Consider the following 18,224-nt stretch of genomic DNA (forward strand, 5'->3'; position numbering starts at 1 on the left):
GCCGCCCGCACGGGCACCCTGATGCCTGCCGAGGCCGACGCGGCATGCCACCATCGTGCGGGCGGTGACCAGTGATACGAGAGCAAGAAGAGGCGATGAAGCAGCAGGGTGTGCACCCCGAGGACGCCGAGGGCACCTCTGACGCTTCGTCGCGCCCGGACACCGCGGACGGCAGCGGCGGGAAGTCCGCCCGGCGTGCGGCGGCGGGCAGGTCGGCCACGGCCGCCGACCCCGACGACGTGGCGCACATCGACGAAGTGGAGGGCGACGAACCGCTCCTCCCCGCGCGCGTGCACCGCCCCTCCGACCTCATGCGGCTGCTGGTGGGCGTACTCGCCGTCGCCGTACTCCTCGCCGTGGCCGCCTTCGCGCACGGCACCACCTCCGGCCTCGAACAGGACATCAACAAGGGGACCGGCCAGGCCCCCGACCTGCTCATCAAGATCGCGGGGCTGGCGTCCAGCATCGCGATCCTCCTGGTGCCGGTCGCCTTCGCGATCGAACGGCTGATCAAACGGGACGGGCTGCGGATCGCCGACGGCGTACTGGCGGCGGTCCTCGCGCACGGGGTGACCCTGGCCACGGACCTGTGGGTCGCCAAGGCCGCTCCGGGGTCCATCCAGGAGGCGCTCACCCAGCCGTCCCCGGGCGACATCCACGCGCTGACCGACCCCGTGCACGGTTATCTGGCCCCGGTCATCGCGTACATGACCGCGGTCGGCATGTCCCGCAGACCCCGCTGGCGGGCGGTGCTGTGGATCGTGCTGCTCCTCGACGCGTTCTCGATGCTCGTCACCGGGTACACCACGCCGTTCTCGATCATCCTGACCGTCCTCATCGGCTGGACCGTGGCCTACGGCACGCTGTACGCGGTCGGCTCCCCCAATGTCCGGCCCACCGGCCGGACGCTGATGGCGGGCCTGCGGCACGTCGGCTTCCGCCCGGTGACCGCCGCCCGCGAGGAGGCACCGGCGGACAGCGTGGAGACCGGCGACCGCGGCCGCCGCTACTTCGTCACGCTGGAGGACGGGCATCCGCTCGACGTGACGGTGGTGGACCGGGAGCAGCAGGCGCAGGGCTTCTTCTACCGCGCATGGCGCAACCTGACGCTGCGCGGCTTCGCCACCCGCAGCAGCCTCCCCTCCCTGCGGCAGGCCCTGGAGCAGGAGGCGCTGCTCGCCTACGCGGCGATCGGCGCCGGCGCCAACGCCCCCAAGCTGATCGCGACGTCCGAGCTGGGCCCCGACGCGGTCATGCTCGTCTACGAGCACACCGGCGGACGCACCCTCGACTCCCTGCCGGACGAGGAGATCACCGACGAGCTGCTGCAAGGCACGTGGGAACAGGTCCAGGCGTTGCAGTCGCGGCGCATCGCACACCGCAGGCTGGTGGGCGACGCGATCCTGGTGGATCGTTCCGGCGCGGTGATCCTCACCGACCTGCGCATCGGCGAGATCGCCGCCGGAGACCTGCTGCTGCGCATGGACATCTCGCAGCTCCTGGTGACGCTCGGCCTGCGGGTGGGCGCCGAACGCGCGGTCGCCTCGGCGGTGGACGTGCTCGGCCCCGACGCCGTGGCGGACTGCCTGCCGATGCTCCAGCCCATCGCGCTCAGCCGCTCCACACGCGCGACGCTGCGCAGACTCGCGCGGGAACGCGCCGAGCGTGAGCGCGAGGCGGTCCTGGAGTCGTCGCGGCAGGCCAAGCTGGCCCGTGCCGAGGCGGCCGCCGGGGAGGACGCGGGCGACACGCCCGAGAAGAGCGTCCAGCTCACCAAGACCGAAGACGCCGGCAAGGCCGAGAAGACGGACAAGTCAGACAAGAAGGCCGCGCGTGCGGAACAGCGGGCCGAGAAGCGGGCCGTGGAAGAGGCGCTGGAGGAGGCTCGCGAGGAGGACCTGCTCACCCTGATCCGGCACGCCGTGCTGCGCATCAGGCCGCAGGCCCCGGTCGAGCCCGCCCGGCTGGAACGGGTGCGTCCGCGCACGCTGATCAGCTTCATCGCCGGGGCGATCGGCGCCTACTTCCTGCTGACCCAGCTCACCCACATCGAGTTCGGCCCGCTGATCTCGAACGCCCAGTGGGGCTGGGTGGCCGCGGCCGTGCTGTTCTCGGCGGCGAGTTACATCGCGGCGGCGATGGCCCTGCTGGGCTTCGTGCCCGAGCGGGTGCCGTTCCTGCGGACCGTGGCCGCGCAGGTCGCCGGCTCCTTCGTGAAGATCGTCGCCCCGGCGGCGGTCGGCGGCGTGGCACTGAACACCCGCTTCCTCCAGCGCGCGGGCGTGCGCCCGGGGCTCGCGGTGGCGAGTGTCGGGGCCTCCCAGTTGTTCGGGCTCGGCTGCCACATCCTGATGCTGATGGCCTTCGGCTATCTGACCGGCACGGAGAAGACGCCGTCGCTGTCCCCGTCCCGGACGGTCATCGCGGGTCTGCTGACCGTGGCGGTGCTCGTGCTCGTGGTGACCTCGGTGCCCTTCCTGCGCAAATTCGTCGTCACGCGCGTGCGGTCGCTCTTCGCCGGGGTCGTACCGCGCATGCTGGACGTGCTGCAAAGGCCGCAGAAGCTGATCACCGGCATCGGCGGCATGCTGCTGCTCACCGCCTGCTTCGTGATGTGCCTGGACGCCTCGATCCGGGCCTTCGGCGACGACTCGACGTCGATCAGCCTGGCGAGCGTCGCGGTCGTCTTCCTCGCGGGCAACGCCCTGGGGTCCGCCGCGCCGACGCCCGGCGGCGTGGGCGCGGTCGAGGCGACGCTGACGGTCGGCCTGATCGCCGTCGGCCTCCCGAAGGAGGTCGCCGCCCCCGCGGTGCTGCTCTACCGGCTGCTGACCCTGTGGCTGCCGGTCCTGCCGGGCTGGCTGATGTTCAACCACCTGACGCGGAAAGAGGCGCTCTGACCCAGGCGGCGAACCGCTCCCCGAACCGCGCGGCAACCCGCCCGTCCCTCGTACGGCCCCTGCCCCGAGCGCACCGCCCGGCGCGACCGCACGATGGACGCATGCCGAATCCCTCCCGGCTGCGCGCCGCCGCCCTGACCGCCACCGCCGTCACGCTGTCCGCCCTGATGGCAGGGTGCGGCGGCGGTTCGCAAGAGGACGACGAGAACCTCTCGCAGCAGAAGCTCAGCTGGAAGGAGTGCCCGGCGCCGTCCGAGGCCGAGGGCGGTGGCGCCGCCCCCTCCCCGCTGCCGGACGGCGACGAGTGGCAGTGCGCCACCATGAAGGCGCCCCTCGACTACGACGACCCCGAGGGCGACACGATCGACCTCGCGCTGATCCGGGCCGAGTCGAGCGGTGCGGCCGACCGGCGGATCGGCTCGCTGGTCTTCAACTTCGGCGGCCCCGGCGGATCGGGCGTGACCACACTGCCCGCCTTCGGGCAGGACTACGCGAAGCTGCGCACGCGCTACGACCTGGTCAGCTTCGACCCGCGCGGCGTCGGCCGCAGCGCCCCGGTGGAGTGCCTGGACGACAAGCAGCTCGACACCTACTTCCAGCAGGACGCCACCCCCGACGACGCGGCCGAGCGCACCGAGCTGGTGGACAACACGGAGAAGTTCAACGCGGCCTGCGAGAAGAACTCGAAGAAGGTCATCCCGCACGTCCCCACCACCGACGCGGCCCGCGACATGGACCTGATGCGCCAGGTCCTCGGCGACGACAAGCTGTACTACTTCGGCATCTCCTACGGCACCGAACTCGGCGGCGTCTACGCCCACCTGTTCCCGAAACGGGTGGGCCGGGCCGTCTTCGACGCGGTCGTCGACCCCACGCAGACCCCGGAGCAGGGCTCGCTCGGACAGGCCGAGGGCTTCCAGCTCGCGCTCGACAACTTCGCCGAGGACTGCGTGTCCAAGGTCGAGGACTGCCCGATCGGGGACACCGCCGACGACGTCAAGTCCCGTATCGCCCGTCTGCTGAAGGACCTGGACCGCAAACCGATCCCCGGCATCTTCCCCCGCGAACTGACCGAGACCGCGGCGACCGGCGGCATCGCACAGGCGCTGTACTCGAAGGACTTCTGGGAGTACCTCACCGAGGGCCTGGAGCAGGCCTACGACGGTGACGGCCGGGTCCTCATGGTGCTGTCGGACTCGTTGAACGGGCGCAACGAGAACGGCCAGTACAGCAACATCACCGCCGCCAACGTCGCGATCAACTGCGCCGACGACAAGCCCCGGTACGACTCCGCGTACGTGGAGGGCAAGCTGCCCGAATTCCGGAAGGCGTCACCGCTGTTCGGCGACTTCCTCGCCTGGTCCATGCTCAGCTGCACCGACTGGGCGGTGGCCGGCGCCGCCGACCATCCGGACGTCAGCGCTCCGGGTGCGCCGCCGATCCTGGTGATCGGCAACACCGGTGACCCGGCGACGCCGTACGAGGGAGCCGGGAGGATGGCCGAGGCGCTGGGCAAGGGCGTCGGTGTGGAACTGACCTACAAGGGCCAGGGCCACGGTGCCTACGACAGCAAGGACAAGTGCGTGCGGAACGCGGTGGACGGCTACCTGCTGGACGGGAAGGTACCCGCGGCCGGCACCGTCTGCCCCTGACCACGACCTCGCCTCAATCCGAGTAAAACACCAGGTCAAAGCGTTATCCACAGGCTTCGGCGGGCGCTGCGTGATCCGCCTACCATGGCATGACCGCCATCCGCCGCACGGCGCGGACGGCTTGCGTGGGGGGAGAGGACATGGCGCGTCTCGTACGGTGGACGGCTCTGACGGCCGCCGCCGCACTGCTGACGGCGGGCTGCACCGGCGGCTCGTCCGACGAGGACGGGGGCGAGGGGGGCAGGAGCAGCGCGGGGCCCTCGATGGCGGCACCGTCCGGGGTGCCCGAGGCGCTGGCATCCCAGTCGCTGGACTGGGGCCGCTGCGAAGGCACCGCCGACTCCCCCGCACCGGGCGGCGACTGGCGGTGCGCCAGCCTCAAGGCGCCGCTGGACTGGTCCGACCCGGACGGCGAGACCATCGACCTCGCGCTGATCCGGGCCAAGGCCAAGGGCGAACAGCGCGTCGGCTCCCTGCTGTTCAACTTCGGCGGCCCGGGCGGCTCCGGCGTCTCCATGATGCCGTCCTACGGCGAGAGCGTCTCCTCACTGCACGAGCGGTACGACCTGGTGAGCTGGGACCCACGCGGGGTGGCCGCCAGCGAGGGTGTCCGCTGCCGCGGCGACGAGGCGATCGATGCGGCCGAGACGGTGGACTCCACGCCGGACACCGCGACCGAGGAACAGGCGTATCTGAAGGACGCGGCCGACTTCGGCAAGGGCTGCCAGAAGGCCGCCGGCAAGCTGATGGCGCACGTCTCGACCACGGACACGGCCCGCGACATGGACCTGATGCGCCATGTCCTGGGCGACGAGAGGATGCACTACTTCGGCATCTCGTACGGCACCGAGCTGGGCGGGGTGTACGCCCACCTGTTCCCGAAGCGGGTGGGCGGCATGATCCTCGACGCCGTCGTGGACCCGGGCGCCGACACGATGGGCCACGCCGAGAACCAGGCCAGGGGCTTCCAGCGGGCGCTCGACGACTACCTGAAGTCGACCGGGCAGGAACCCCGGCAGGGATCGCGGAAGATCACCGCCCTGCTGGAGCGGCTGGACGCGGAGCCCCTGCCGACGTCGTCGCCGGGACGGAAGCTGACGCAGACGCTGGCGTTCACCGGCATCGTGCTGCCGCTCTACAGCAAGACCGGTTGGCCGTCGCTGACCAGCGCGCTGGCGGCGGCCGAGGAGGGCGACGGCTCCGAGTTGCTCGCCCTCGCCGACGGCTACAACGAACGGGACGACTCGGGGCGCTACGGCACGACGACCCACTCCCAACGGGTCATATCGTGCCTGGACGACAAGCAGCGGCCGACCATGGAGGAGACGAAGGCGCTGCTGCCGAGGTTCGAGAAGGTCTCGCCGGTCTTCGGAGCGTTCCTGGGCTGGGACACGGCCGGCTGGTGTCACGACTGGCCCGTTCCCGGACAGCACGACACCCCGGAGGTGAGCGCGGCCGGCGCGGCCCCGATCCTGGTGGTCGGCAACACCGGCGACCCGGCCACGCCCTACGAGGGTGCCCGCAGGATGGCGGACGAGCTGGGCAAGGACGTCGGCGTGATGCTCACCTGGAAGGGCGAGGGGCACGGGGCGTACGGGAGCGGGAGCGACTGTGTCGACTCCGCGGTGGACGCCTACCTGCTGAAGGGGACGGTGCCCGAGGACGGCAAGGTCTGCTCATGACGGCGGCGGGGGCTTCGGGCACCCGTGGTGCGCGAAACCCCCGCCGTCCGCGGGCCGAGCATCGGTCGGTGGACCGGCAACGGTCGGTGGACCGGCTTCGGTCAGTAGACCGGCTTCGCCGGCTCGATCTGGTTGACCCAGCCGATCACGCCGCCGCCGACGTGCACGGCGTCCGAGAAGCCGGCGGACTTCAGGACCGCCAGGACTTCCGCACTGCGGACACCCGTCTTGCAGTTCAAGACGATCTTCTTGTCCTGCGGCAGGCTCTCCAGGGCGGAGCCCATGAGGAACTCGTTCTTCGGGATCAGCCTGGCGCCCGGGATGGAGACGATCTCGAACTCGTTCGGCTCGCGGACGTCGATCAGCTCGATGTTCTCGCCGTCGTCCATCCACTCCTTGAGCTGCTTGGGAGTGATCGTGGAGTCGGCGGCCGCCGCCTGCGCCTCCTCGGACACGACGCCGCAGAAGGCCTCGTAGTCGATGAGTTCGGTGACGGTCGGGTTCTCGCCGCAGACCGCGCAGTCGGGGTCCTTGCGGACCTTGACCTGGCGGTACTGCATCTCCAGGGCGTCGTAGATCATCAGACGGCCGACCAGCGGCTCGCCGATGCCCGCGAGGAGCTTGATGGCCTCGTTGGTCTGGATGGAGCCGATGGACGCGCACAGCACGCCCAGGACGCCGCCCTCGGCGCAGGAGGGGACCATGCCGGGGGGCGGGGGCTCCGGGTAGAGGCAGCGGTAGCACGGACCGTGCTCGGACCAGAAGACGGACGCCTGGCCGTCGAAGCGGTAGATCGAGCCCCAGACGTAGGGCTTGTTCAGCAGCACACAGGCGTCGTTGACGAGGTAGCGGGTCGCGAAGTTGTCCGTACCGTCGACGATCAGGTCGTACTCGCGGAAGATGTCCATCACGTTGTCGGCCTCGAGCCGCTCCTCGTGAAGGATCACGTCCACGTACGGGTTGATGCCCTTGATGGTGTCGCGGGCGGACTCGGCCTTCGAGCGGCCGATGTCGGCCTGGCTGTGGATGACCTGCCGCTGCAGGTTGGACTCGTCGACCTCGTCGAACTCGACGATGCCGAGGGTGCCGACACCGGCTGCCGCGAGGTACATCAGGGTCGGCGAACCGAGGCCGCCCGCGCCCACGGCGAGCACCTTGGCGTTCTTCAGCCGCTTCTGCCCGTCCATCCCCACGTCGGGGATGATCAGGTGGCGGGAGTACCTGCGGACCTCGTCTACGGTGAGCTCGGCGGCCGGCTCGACCAGGGGTGGCAGCGACACGGGGACTCCGTTGGTCGGTCAGTGATTACGGTTGCTCTGCCAGTAACACTGCCATGGCCTTTTTCATTCCGAGACACCCGTCCCGACCCGCGAGACGATTTCGTCCCAGTAGCCGGGCATCGTCTCCCAGGGGTCCACCCGGCCGCCCAGGTCCGTGCGGTCGGTGAAGTAGATCGTCGCGGCGCCCTGCCAGCGGGCGATGCGCAGCGCCTCCTCCAAGTGCCCGCGCGGGACGCCGTGGACGAAGTGGCAGAAGCGCTCGGGCGGATAGTCGGCGCTCCACTCGGCCGCCTGCGACCAGCGGTAGTCGGCCCAGGTGCCGGAGAAGGTGACGAGTTGGTCGGCGTTCTCGGCGTAGCCCGGGTAGGGGTGGGTGCCGTGACCGAGGACGATGTGAGCGCCGTCACGGATCACGCGGAGGGTGCCGACGGTGCGGCGGATCTCGGGGAGGGCGGCCCGTTCGGAGGGGCAGCGGTCGAGGAGGAAGCCGTCGACCTGGTACCAGTCGAGATACCGGTGGGCCTCGGAGATCTGATCGCCGAGGCTTCGTGCCCCGTACGCGGCGTCGACGTGGCCGAGGACGCGGACGCCCGCGTTGCGCAGGCGCCCGGCGGCCTCCAGGCAGCGGGGGTCGGGGTGGGCGCCGGGGCCGTCGGCGATGTTGAGGACGACCCAGTGCAGGGGTGTGCCGGGGCAGGTGAGGCCGGCCCACTCATCGGGGGCGACGAGGGGGTGGGCCAGCCCGGGGACGCCGAGGCCGGTGCGTATGCCGGTGCTCGCGGTGCCCGTCCGCGTCCTGGTCAGATACGACATGCCGCCTCCATCCAGATGTCCGCGAGAGACTCTTCGAGGCCGATCCGGGGCCGCCAGCCGAGCCGGTCGCGCGCGGTGCGCACATCGGCCTGCTGCCAGCTGCCGCAGCCGTCCGGGTAGGGGTAGGCGACCGGCGCGGCGTGCTCGGTGTCGGCTCGGTCACCGCGGTGCCCGAGGGGTTCCGGACGGTGGTGGCCGAGGCCGTCGGCGCGGTGGTGGCCCAGGGCGTCGACGCGGTGCCCGACGGATTCGGTGCGGGGATGGCCGATGGTGGGCCGCAGCGCGCCGGGGGGACCGTCGAGTTCGTGCAGGGCGCCGCCGTAGCCGGCCACCCGGGCGAGGGTGGCGGCGGCGTCGCGCAGGCGGACGGCGCGGCCGGAGCCGATGTTGATGACGCCCTGGGCGGCGGAGAGCGAGGCGGCGTGCACGGCGCGGGCGACGTCGCGGACGTCGATGAAGTCGCGCTGGGCTCCGAGGCCGCCGAGCCGCAGCTCACCGTCGCCGGACTGCATCGCGCGGCGCATGGCCTCGGCGAGGCGGCCCAGCGGGGAGCCGGCGGGGGTGCCGGGGCCCGCGGGTGAGAAGACGCGGAGGACGACGGCGTCCAGGCCGGAGCCGAGGACCAGCTCGGTCGCGGCGAGTTTGCTCACGCCGTAGGGGCCGCCGGGGCGGGGCACGGCGTCCTCGGCGGTGGAGGAGCCGGGCTGGCTGGGCCCGTACTCCGCGCTGCATCCGACCTGCACCAGCCGGGCGCCGCACCCGCTGCGGCGCAGGGCCTCGCAGACGGTGGCGACGGCGACGGTGTTGTGCCGGGTGAGTTCGCGGGCGCCGCCGCGGGTGGCGCCCGCGCAGTTGACGACGACGCCGGGGTGGACCGCGTCCAGGAAGCGGGTGAGGGCGCCGGGGCTGCCGGTGGCGAGGTCGAAGCGGACGTCGGCGTCGTCGCCGCGGCCGAGAGCGGTGAGCTGGACGGCCGGGTCGGCGAGAAGGCGGTCGGCGACGAAGCGTCCGATGTAGCCGTTGGCTCCGATCAGCAGGACTCTCATCGGGCGGCTCCCGGTGCCGAGGCGTCGGGTCGGGAGGTGGTCATCTGGGGGCTCCTTCAGGGGGTGTTTGCGGACGTGTGCAGGGCTGCCCGGGGCGCGCTCATCCCGGCCGCTCCGTCGCTGCGCCGGCATGGGCGTGGGCGTGGGCGGACGCCCTGGTCAGGCGACGGGACGCGTGCACCAGGAGGGTCAGCGCGCCGAGGCCGCAGGCCGCCGTCGGTACACCGGCCGGGCCGCAGACGGCCACGAGGGCCTCCACGGGGACGGCCAGGAAGTCACAGCCGGGGAGACGGCCGGCGAAGAGCGTGGCCAGGGCGGCTCCCTCGGCGGCGGCCGTGGCGGTGAGGACGAGCGTGGCGGAGTGGGCGTGCCCGTGCACGGTGAGCAGCCGGGCGAGCAGCAGCAGGGCGCCCAGGGTGAGGGCCTGGGGGTGGGCCGCGGGCTCGTCCAGGACCGCGCCGGTCAGCGTGAGCAGGGCCGTGAGAACGCCCGCGTACAGGGCGAACGTGCCGAGCAGGAGGGGGCGTACGGAGGCGGAGAAGTCGGCGAGACCGCGGCTGGACGTCAGTTTGCGCCGGGCGCGCGCGGCGAAGAGGTGGGCGCAGACCGCGGCGGGCGCGCAGGACAGCGCGAGTGCCACGACGGGGGCGACGGTGAGGGGCCACTCCCCGTCGGCCGTGCCGTCCGGCAGGGCGTCGGGGCCGCCGGCGAGCGCGGTGCGCAGGAGTCCGTCGCCGAGGAGGGCGTAGCCGACCAGCCAGCAGGTCCAGGTACCGGTGGTGCGGGTGGCGGCGCTCAGCGGCCCTCGGCGCAGTGCCGCGCGCAGCGCCAGCGTCACGGCGAGCGCGCCGACGGCGGCCGCGATCAGGCGTGGCCGGCCGTCGGTGAGGCGCAGCCCGGCTACGGCGGCGGCGCACAGGACGCCGGGCAGCAGGGCGAGCACGAGCCAGGCGGCGCGGACACGCGGGGGCGGCGGGTCGGTGGGGCGCGGCGCGGGGTCGTCGTCGCGCGGGACGCGGGCGTACATCTCCTCCGCGAGGGAGAAGACGTCCCGGTGCCGGAAGCGCGCGGCGGTCCGGTCGGTGACGCCGTGCGCCTCCAGGCCGGCCGCGATCTCCAGGGGGTCCACGGCGCGTTCGCACAGGTCGCGGTGGCGGTGCATCAGGGCCTTCACGGGGTCCGCGTTGGACCGGCGGGCGCGGGTGGGCGACTGCCGGTCTCGCGAGGACTCCGAGGCGCCCGCGGCACGGCTCCCGCTCTCGTCCGTCCCGCCCTCGTCGCCGCCGACGTCCGTCAGGGAGCGGCGTGAGCGTTCGTCCCAGGCCCCCGGACTGCTGGGCGTCTCGGGCCGGTCCAGTTCGCCGAGGCCGCTCATCGGGACGCTCCCTCGGGCGCGGTGGAGACGGGGGTGGTGGCCGCGACGGGTGTGTCCGTCGCCCAGCCGGGGCCGCCGCGGACGGCGATCCGGGCCGCGGGGTCGGCCCACCGGCCCGGGACGTGGGCCTCGGCCGGTACGCCGAACGGCAGGGGTGCGCCCATGTCGTCGAGGAGGACGCGCCGTACCGGTGTGCGCGAGAGGATCTCCAGGTAAATGCCGTGAAATGCCGCGACGTTCTGCTCGACGGTGAACAGCTCCAGTGCGCGGGCGCGCGCGGCGGCTCCGAGGCGCTCGCGGCGCTCGGGGTCGCGCAGCAGGGCGACGCACGCCTCGGCGAGCGCCCGCGGATTGCGCGGGGGCACGACGAGTCCGGTGCCACCGATGGCCTCCACCACCGCGCCGACGTCCGTGGACACGGTCGCGCGACCGCAGAACATGGCCTCGACCAGCCCGGCCGGGAACCCCTCGACGACGCTGGAGAGCACCACCAGGGCGGCGGAGGCGTACGCGTCGGCGCGGGACGGCAGTTCCGGTCCGCCGGTCTCCTCGAAGGAGACCGGGTTGCGGCCGACGGCGTGCGGACCGTCGGCCTCGTCGGGAAAGAGCTGTGCGGCCAGGCCCTTGCAGTGGGCGAGATAGGCCGCGCCCTCGGGACCGGACGGCGTGCCGACGATCCGCAGGCGCGCCCCGGGCTCGGCCCTGCGGATCTCCGCGAAGGCGTGCAGCAGCGAGACCAGGTCCTTCGCCGGCTCCACGCGGCCGACCCAGACGAGGGTCTGCGGATCGGCGCACTCCGGCGACTCCCCCACCTCGGCGAAGGGCGCGGCGTCCATGCCCGGGTGGACCGTGCGGAGCTTGGCGCGGTCGGCACCGCAGCGTTCCTGCCAGCGGCGGGCGTGCGTGTTGCCGGGCGTGATCACGGCCGCGCGCCGGTAGGTCTCGGCGGCCAGCCGCCCGTGGAACGCGGCGAGCAGGGTCCGTGTGGACGGCGGGGCGTCGGGTTCGGTGAGGTAGTGCGAACGCAGCCGGACCCCGTACTCGGTCACCAGCAGCGGCACGTCGTGGAAATGGCGGGCGAGCAGACCGGGCAGGGCGGCCGGGCCGCCGGAGGCCGCGTGGCACAGGTCCACGGCGCCGAGGCCGTCGTCCTCGTACCAGTCGAGCGACAGGGGGCGCAGGGCGCGTTCGAGGCGCGCGGCGACGGCGAGCAGATCGGGGACGCGCGCCTCGCGTGCGGAGCGGTGGGCGCCGGGCGCGCGACAGGCGCGTTCCAGGGCGCGCACGGCGATGTCCGACCGGAGCGCGGCGGGCAGTCCGCCCCCGTCGCGGGCGAGTTCGGCGAGGCCGTACAGCGCGCTGGCGAAACGGTCCGCCTCCAGGGCCGACGCCTCCTCGGAGACCGCGGACGGATCTCCGGGTGCGGCCGTGCACAGGGCCGTGGCGAACTCGCCGTAGCAGTCGGCGAAGCGCCGGCGCGCCCGCCGTCCGAGCACGATCCCGTCGTCCTCGGCCTCCCACAGCGAGGCGGTGCGCACCCGGCTGACCTGCGGCGGCAGCGGCACCCACCCCTCGGCCTCCTGGTGCTCGCTGCGGCTGAGCGCGTAGACGTCGAACTCGTGCCGATCCAGCCCGCGCACGAGCCGGTCGCACCAGAGTCCGGCCTCACCGCTCACATACGGATAGCCACCCTCCGTAAGCAGTCCGATGCGCACGCGCGCACCCCCGATCTCCCGTCTGGGGAGCCGCCGTTGGCCCGGCGGCTCGCAGCGGGACGAACGTATGCGGACAAGGCGGTGGCGCGATGGACGGTTGTCCGTCGCGCCACCAGAAGGGGTGAACGGTCGTAACTTTCCCGTGCGGGGCGCGTTCCGTCGCGCTAAGAGATCAAGGGGTCACCGCGCGTGACACTTCGGCCAAGCCCGGTCAGCCCTTCGGGAAGGCCCAGGCGTTGGGGCGGCAGTCGATCCCGTCGTGGTCGACGAACTTGGTCTGCTGCTGCATGACCGGGGCGAGTTCGCCGTCCTTGTCGCAGGTGACGTGGTTGAAACCGAGGCGGTGGCCGACCTCGTGGTTGATCAGCATCTGGCGGTAGGCGAGCATCGCGTCACCGTAGGGCTCCGCTCCCTGCGCCCACCGGTAGGCGTTGATCATCACGCGTTCGGTGGCGGCGGAGTCGCAGGAGACGTTGTCCTCGGTCGTGTCCAGGCCGGACTTGGCGCACCAGTCGGCGGTGGTGCCGGGGCTGGCCAGCGTGATCACGAAGTCGGGTTGTCCCGAGTGGATGCGCTCGAAGGTGCGGGCGCCTTCGTGGGCCCAGCTCCGCTCGTCGTTGAGGGTCTTCTGCACGGCCTCCGCGAAGAGGGCGCCGTCGAGGCCGAGCCCCTGTTCGACGTCCACACGGTAGGTGTATTTCTGCCCCTTGCCGGGCGCCTTGGCGATGCCGGGGACCGCGTCGAACTTCCCCGACGCCTTGAGCCCCGGGCTGAGCGGGTACCTCTTGCCGAGCTTCTGCTCGTACGTCAGGGGTGCGGCGGCCTCGGGCGCGGCGGGTGTCGGCCGTTCGTCGTCGCGGGACGCGGGGTCGCGGGCGTCGCGGGCCTGGCCTGCGGCCGACTGCGACCGCGTGCCGCCGTCTCCGTCCGCCCCGTCGGCGACCTGGCCGGCCACGACCACCGCGAGCACGGTGGTGACGGCGGCCGCCGCGATGCCGGTGAAGGTCCTGCCCCTGCCGCCCTTGGCGGGCGCGGGCTCGCCGGTGGGCGGGGCGTCGTCGCCGCCGCCGTCCACGCCCGGTCCCGCGTCCGCGCCGAAGCGGCCGCCGCCGTCCGCGCTCCAGTCGGTGACGGAGGCGTACGGGTCGGCGGACGGCGCGGGGGCGGGCGTACGGCGCGCAGGACGGGCGGCGAAGACGTCGTCGTCCTCGGTGAAGGCGTCCAGGTAGTCCTGGCGCGGCCCGCCCCGAGGCGCCTGCCGCTGCCGCGGGAGGGACGGACCCTGCTCGGTGAACCGGTCGGGAGCCGGCGCCCGGCCGTTCACCTCGCCCCAGCCGCCGCCCGCTTCACGCTGCTCGGGGTGACCGCCCCGGACGCGCGGCACACCCTGCGCCGGGGTGCCGTCGGAGAACCTCGGGACGCCGTGCGCGGGCGTGCCGTCGGGGAACCTCGGCATCCCGTGGGCGGGCGTGCCGTCGGAGAACCTGGGCACCCCATGCGCCGGAGTGCCCTCGGCGAACCGCGGGCCCCCGTACGCGGGCGTGCCCCCCGGGGCGCCCTGCGCACCCGGGATACCGCGCGCCGGTCCGCCGCCGCCCGGAAGCGTCGGGTAGCCGTGCGCGGGCGTACCGTCCGGGAACCGCGGATCGATACCCCGCCCCGGACCCGGGCGCCCCTGGGGCCCGCTCTGGGGACCGAGGGGCCCACCCCGCGCCTTGGCGGTGTCCGCGGCGTCGGCCTTCGGGGCGGGTCCACGGCGGCTGTGGCGTCCCACGTCGCGCCTCAGCCTCCTGTGCTCTGGTTGGCGGGTTCGTCATCGACGATCCCGTCGGTCCGCTCGCCGACCGCCGGCCGCTCGGTGTCCGCGAGTAGCTCGCGGAAGGCCGTGGCCACGGTCTCCGGGTATTCCATCATCGCCACGTGACCCGCGTCCGGCAGGGTCAGCAGCCGGGAGTCACGGAAGGCGCGGACGGCCCGCCGGGCCATGCGGTAGCCGACGAGTTGGTCGCGTCCACCGTAGACCAGCAGGGTCGGTGCGAGAACCCGTTCGGCCTGTCGCCACAGACCGTACTGGCCACCCACCGTGTACGCGTTCACGATCCCGCGGGCGGAGCGCGCCATCGCGTCCCAGAAGTACGGCAGCCGCAGCCGCCGCTCCATCTCCTCGACGGCGTTGCGGAAGCCCTCCGGCGACACCTGCCCCGGATCCCCGTAGCAGAGCGCCGTCACCCCGCGGACCCGCTGCTCCGCGGTCCACTCCCGGGTGAGGCGCGAGAAGAGCGTCACCACCCCCGGCAGGGCCAGCAGCCCCGTGGGCACGGCACTGCGCTGCACGCGGATCTCGGGCAGCGCGGGCGAGATCAGGGTCAGGGTGCGCACCAGGTCGGGCCGGGCCGCGGCGACCCGCGTGACGACGGCGCCGCCGAGGGAGTTGCCGAAGAGGTGCACCGGGCCGCGCCCGGACGCGTCGAGGTGCCGGACGACCGCGCGGGCGTGGCCGGTGATCGAGTAGTCGCCGTCGTCCGGCGGCGGGGAGTCGCCGAAGCCGGGCAGGTCGATCGCCTCGCTCTCGACGACGCCGTCCAGCAGCGGCATCAGCGCCGACCAGTTCTGGGAGGAGCCGCCGAGGCCGTGGACGTACAGGGCGGGCGGCAGGCCGTCGCGGAGCGGTCGCCTGGAGCGCACCGTCAGGGTCATGCCGGGCAGGTGGACCGACCGGAGCCGCTCGCCGTCGGCGACCTTGACGGATCCGACCTTCGGCAGCACGTTCGCGGGCGGCGCGGTGGGCGGCTCGGAGTACGGCTCGGTCGAAGGCATGCGGCAATGTTACGAGACGATCACGCCGCGACCCGTGTGTCGGCAGTCACAGGCGAGGGCGAGCCGGGACCGGACCGGCGGGCGGGACGGGCGGCCGGGACCGGACGTGCGCGACGCATGGCGTCCGGATCGGGTGTCTCCTAGGCTCGTGGAGTGGGCACCCGCATGTGGTCCCCCGCATCCGCGGGGACGTTCGTACGAAGGGAGCCCATCATGACCGTCGACCCGACCGATCCCGAGACCTTCGACACCGAGACACCGAGCCCCGGGGAAATCGATGTCGAGGCACCCGACGCCGACGCGGCCGAGCAGCAGGCGGACCTCGCGCCGGAGCACGACGAACCGCTCACCGGCGCCGACACCGACCGCGCCAACGAGGCCGACCTGGCCGAACAGGCCCGTGTCGTCTCCAGCGACGAGGACGACTACCGCTGAGTGTCGACGGAAGGAAGGCGCATCCCTGCCCGGACTGGCATCTTTTGAAACCTGTTGTGCGGCTTTCGGCACCGTCCGGTCCGTGAAATTCTGCGCTCGCAGCACACACACCACGGTTACCGAAAAGTACGATGACGACGCGGCGCACACCGCACGAGGACGACTATGGGAGGCGGCGTGACAGCCATCGAGCAGACAGAGGCGGTACGCCCGCGGGGCACACGCCTTCCCCGCCGAGCCCGACGCAACCAGCTGCTGGGCGCCGCACAGGAAGTGTTCGTGGCGCAGGGCTACCACGCGGCCGCGATGGACGACATCGCCGAGCGGGCCGGCGTCAGCAAGCCCGTGCTCTACCAGCACTTCCCGGGCAAGCTCGACCTGTACCTCGCCCTGCTGGACCAGCACTGCGAGGCGCTGATCCAGTCCGTGCGGAGCGCGCTCGCCTCGACGACCGACAACAAGCAGCGCGTCCGGGCGACGATGGACGCGTACTTCGCGTACGTCGAGGACGACGGCGGCGCCTTCCGCCTGGTCTTCGAGTCGGACCTGACCAACGAGCCCGCCGTGCGCGAGCGCGTCGACAAGGTCACGAACGAGTGCGCCGAGGCGATCTGCGACGTGATCGCCGAGGACACCGGCCTCTCGCGAGCCGAGTCGATGCTGCTGGCCTCCGGTCTCGGCGGCCTCGCCCAGGTGGTGGCCCGCTCCTGGCTGCACAGCGACCGCAGCGTGCCGCGCGACCAGGCGGTGCAGCTGCTGACCTCGCTGGCCTGGCGGGGCATCGCCGGCTTCCCGCTGCACGGCACCGATCAGCACTGAGGGTCGCGGTACGAGGGGCGCGCGGCGGGTCTGTTCCCGCCCGCTGTTCGCTCCTGGCGTTCTCCGACGCACCGTGTACGTCCCCTCACCGGGCTAATGTGTGCTGGGTACGGCGCGGAAGATCGCGCACTTCACTGACCGTCGGAGGGACATAGCCGTGGAGGTCAAGATCGGCGTGCAGCACGCGCCCCGCGAGATCGTTCTGGAGAGCGGTCAGAGTGCCGAGGAAGTCGAGAGTCTGGTGGCCGAGGCACTGGCCGGCAAGTCGCAGCTGCTGAGCCTCGTGGACGAACACGGCCGCAAGGTCCTGGTGCCGGCCGACCGGCTCGCCTACGTCGAGATCGGCGAGCCGTCCCCGCGCAAGGTGGGCTTCGGCGCGCTGTAGCCCGAAAGCGGGACGACGGACGAAGTCGCGGGAGGGGCCCGGCGGTGCGTGTCACCGCCGGGCCCCTCCCGTTTCCGCGGAGTCGACGCAGTCCTCGCGCTCACGGGTGGAGCACAGTTCACCCACAGGGGGAGGGTTGTATTCCGCAGGTCAGGGGTAAGACGGCTGTGACCGTTCGGGCAGGCCGGCCATGTGGGAGGGACCCCGACATGCTCTTGGAAGCGCTCAGCGCCGCGATCCTCGGACTCGCCCTGGCATGGGCGGCCGTCCATCGCCTGCCGCACCGCCTCCCCGACCGGATCCTGGTCCTGCCGACGGGTATCGCCGGAGCGCTCTTCGGGGCGTTCGTCACGCACACCGCGCTGGGCGCCGGCGGCCTGCTGCTGGTGCTCCTCGGCTCGGCCGCGCTCTCCGCGGCCTCGCTGTCACTGCTGCTGCGCCCCGCGGGAAGGCTCCGCCGCAGCTCGGCGACCGCCTGACCGGCCGCCGAGGTCCGGGACGTGCTCGGGCCGGCAGCGGTCAGGCCGCCAGGCCCAGCGCCGCCATCCGCTTGGTGTGCGCCTCGGTGATCCGGGAGAACATCCGGCCGACCTCGGCCAGGTCGAAGCCGTCCGCGACACCGCCCACGAGCATGGTCGACAGCGCGTCCCGGTCGGCCACCACCCGCTGGGACTGCGAGAGGGCCTCGCCCATCAGCCGCCGCGCCCACAGCGCGAGCCGCCCGCCCACGCGCGGGTCGGCGTCGATCGCCGCACGGACCTTCTCCACGGCGAAACCGGCGTGCCCGGTGTCGTCGAGCACGGCCAGCACCAGCTCACGGGTGTCCGCGTCGAGGCGGGCCGCGACCTCGCGGTAGAAGTCACTGGCGATGGAGTCGCCGACATAGGCCTTGACGAGGCCCTCCAGCCAGTCCGAGGGGTCCGTCTGCTTGTGGAAGCCGTCGTAGGCGGCCACGAACGGCTCCATCGCCGCGGTCGGCTCCTCGCCGATCTCCGCGAGCCGGTTGCGCAGCCGCTCGAAGTGGTGGAACTCCGCCGACGCCATCTTCGCCAGCTCCGCCTTGTCCGCCAGCGTGGGCGCCAGCTTGGCGTCCTCCGCCAGCCGCTCGAACGCCGCCAGCTCGCCGTACGCGAGCGCGCCGAGCAGGTCCACGACGGCGGCGCGGTACTGCGGGTCGGCCGCGGCCGACGCCCAGTCCCGGGCGGCCACTCCGGTGGGGCCGGTGGCTTCGGCTGCTCCGGTGGTTTCGGCGGGGGCGTCTGCGGCGGTGCCAGGCTTGTCAGAGCTCGTCATGCAGCGCACAAT

15 protein-coding genes are annotated in these 18,224 nt (G+C 72.9%); 7 read left to right on the forward strand and 8 right to left on the reverse strand.

The features are described 5' to 3' along the window. Positions 1 to 95 precede the first annotated feature (95 nt). The 3 genes from ACZ67M_RS12795 (at position 96) to ACZ67M_RS12805 (ending at position 6,234) form a co-directional block, all read left to right on the forward strand. Positions 96 to 2,900, forward strand: coding sequence for a lysylphosphatidylglycerol synthase transmembrane domain-containing protein (locus ACZ67M_RS12795; RefSeq protein ID WP_469850850.1), 2,805 nt, complete (start codon positions 96 to 98; stop codon positions 2,898 to 2,900). A 101-nt stretch (positions 2,901 to 3,001) separates the two neighbouring features. Next, positions 3,002 to 4,552, forward strand: coding sequence for an alpha/beta hydrolase (locus ACZ67M_RS12800; RefSeq protein ID WP_392010516.1), 1,551 nt, complete (start codon positions 3,002 to 3,004; stop codon positions 4,550 to 4,552). A 140-nt stretch (positions 4,553 to 4,692) separates the two neighbouring features. After that, positions 4,693 to 6,234: an alpha/beta hydrolase gene (locus ACZ67M_RS12805; RefSeq protein WP_469850852.1), complete on the forward strand. Its 1,542-nt coding sequence runs from the start codon at positions 4,693 to 4,695 to the stop codon at positions 6,232 to 6,234. Positions 6,235 to 6,335: 101 nt separating this feature from the next. On the opposite strand, the gene moeZ is transcribed toward ACZ67M_RS12805, so the two are convergent. The 7 genes from moeZ to ACZ67M_RS12840 form a co-directional block, all read right to left on the reverse strand. Then, positions 6,336 to 7,514: an adenylyltransferase/sulfurtransferase MoeZ gene (gene moeZ / locus ACZ67M_RS12810; RefSeq protein WP_161331531.1), complete on the reverse strand. Its 1,179-nt coding sequence runs from the start codon at positions 7,512 to 7,514 to the stop codon at positions 6,336 to 6,338. A 63-nt stretch (positions 7,515 to 7,577) separates the two neighbouring features. After that, positions 7,578 to 8,327, reverse strand: coding sequence for a spherulation-specific family 4 protein (locus tag ACZ67M_RS12815; RefSeq protein ID WP_469850854.1), 750 nt, complete (start codon positions 8,325 to 8,327; stop codon positions 7,578 to 7,580). Further along, complete coding sequence (locus ACZ67M_RS12820) at positions 8,315 to 9,373, reverse strand: NAD-dependent epimerase/dehydratase family protein (protein ID WP_122616105.1); 1,059 nt, start codon at positions 9,371 to 9,373, stop codon at positions 8,315 to 8,317. The genes ACZ67M_RS12815 and ACZ67M_RS12820 overlap by 13 nt, the downstream gene beginning before the upstream one ends. 100 nt (positions 9,374 to 9,473) lie before the next feature. Next, entirely contained in the window at positions 9,474 to 10,748 is a 1,275-nt protein-coding gene (locus ACZ67M_RS12825) for a hypothetical protein (protein WP_469850856.1), read from the reverse strand. After that, positions 10,745 to 12,463 (reverse strand): DUF3492 domain-containing protein, encoded by a 1,719-nt coding sequence (locus tag ACZ67M_RS12830; protein WP_361351986.1) that lies wholly within the window; start codon positions 12,461 to 12,463, stop codon positions 10,745 to 10,747. The genes ACZ67M_RS12825 and ACZ67M_RS12830 overlap by 4 nt, the downstream gene beginning before the upstream one ends. Before the next feature lie 211 nt (positions 12,464 to 12,674). Further along, positions 12,675 to 14,237, reverse strand: a complete 1,563-nt coding sequence (locus tag ACZ67M_RS12835) for a DUF3152 domain-containing protein (protein WP_469850857.1) — start codon at positions 14,235 to 14,237, stop codon at positions 12,675 to 12,677. Positions 14,238 to 14,245: 8 nt separating this feature from the next. Next, complete coding sequence (locus tag ACZ67M_RS12840) at positions 14,246 to 15,280, reverse strand: alpha/beta fold hydrolase (RefSeq protein ID WP_361351991.1); 1,035 nt, start codon at positions 15,278 to 15,280, stop codon at positions 14,246 to 14,248. Positions 15,281 to 15,493: 213 nt separating this feature from the next. Between ACZ67M_RS12840 and ACZ67M_RS12845 the strand changes: the two genes are divergently transcribed. From ACZ67M_RS12845 to ACZ67M_RS12860, 4 genes are all read left to right on the forward strand, one after another. Beyond that, positions 15,494 to 15,715, forward strand: a complete 222-nt coding sequence (locus ACZ67M_RS12845; protein ID WP_361351994.1) for a hypothetical protein — start codon at positions 15,494 to 15,496, stop codon at positions 15,713 to 15,715. A 177-nt stretch (positions 15,716 to 15,892) separates the two neighbouring features. Continuing rightward, positions 15,893 to 16,534 (forward strand): TetR/AcrR family transcriptional regulator, encoded by a 642-nt coding sequence (locus ACZ67M_RS12850; protein WP_064731956.1) that lies wholly within the window; start codon positions 15,893 to 15,895, stop codon positions 16,532 to 16,534. A gap of 157 nt (positions 16,535 to 16,691) precedes the next feature. Further along, positions 16,692 to 16,919, forward strand: a complete 228-nt coding sequence (locus ACZ67M_RS12855) for a DUF3107 domain-containing protein (protein ID WP_361351997.1) — start codon at positions 16,692 to 16,694, stop codon at positions 16,917 to 16,919. Between the two features lie 209 nt (positions 16,920 to 17,128). Continuing rightward, complete coding sequence (locus ACZ67M_RS12860) at positions 17,129 to 17,398, forward strand: hypothetical protein (protein ID WP_125492220.1); 270 nt, start codon at positions 17,129 to 17,131, stop codon at positions 17,396 to 17,398. A 40-nt stretch (positions 17,399 to 17,438) separates the two neighbouring features. Here ACZ67M_RS12860 and ACZ67M_RS12865 read toward each other — a convergent pair whose 3' ends face one another. Next, positions 17,439 to 18,212 carry a ferritin-like domain-containing protein gene (locus tag ACZ67M_RS12865; protein ID WP_361352001.1) on the reverse strand — a complete coding sequence of 258 codons (774 nt, stop codon included), beginning with the start codon at positions 18,210 to 18,212 and terminating at the stop codon, positions 17,439 to 17,441. Positions 18,213 to 18,224: the final 12 nt, after the last annotated feature.

Source organism: Streptomyces sp. NPDC107500, assembly GCF_055582785.1.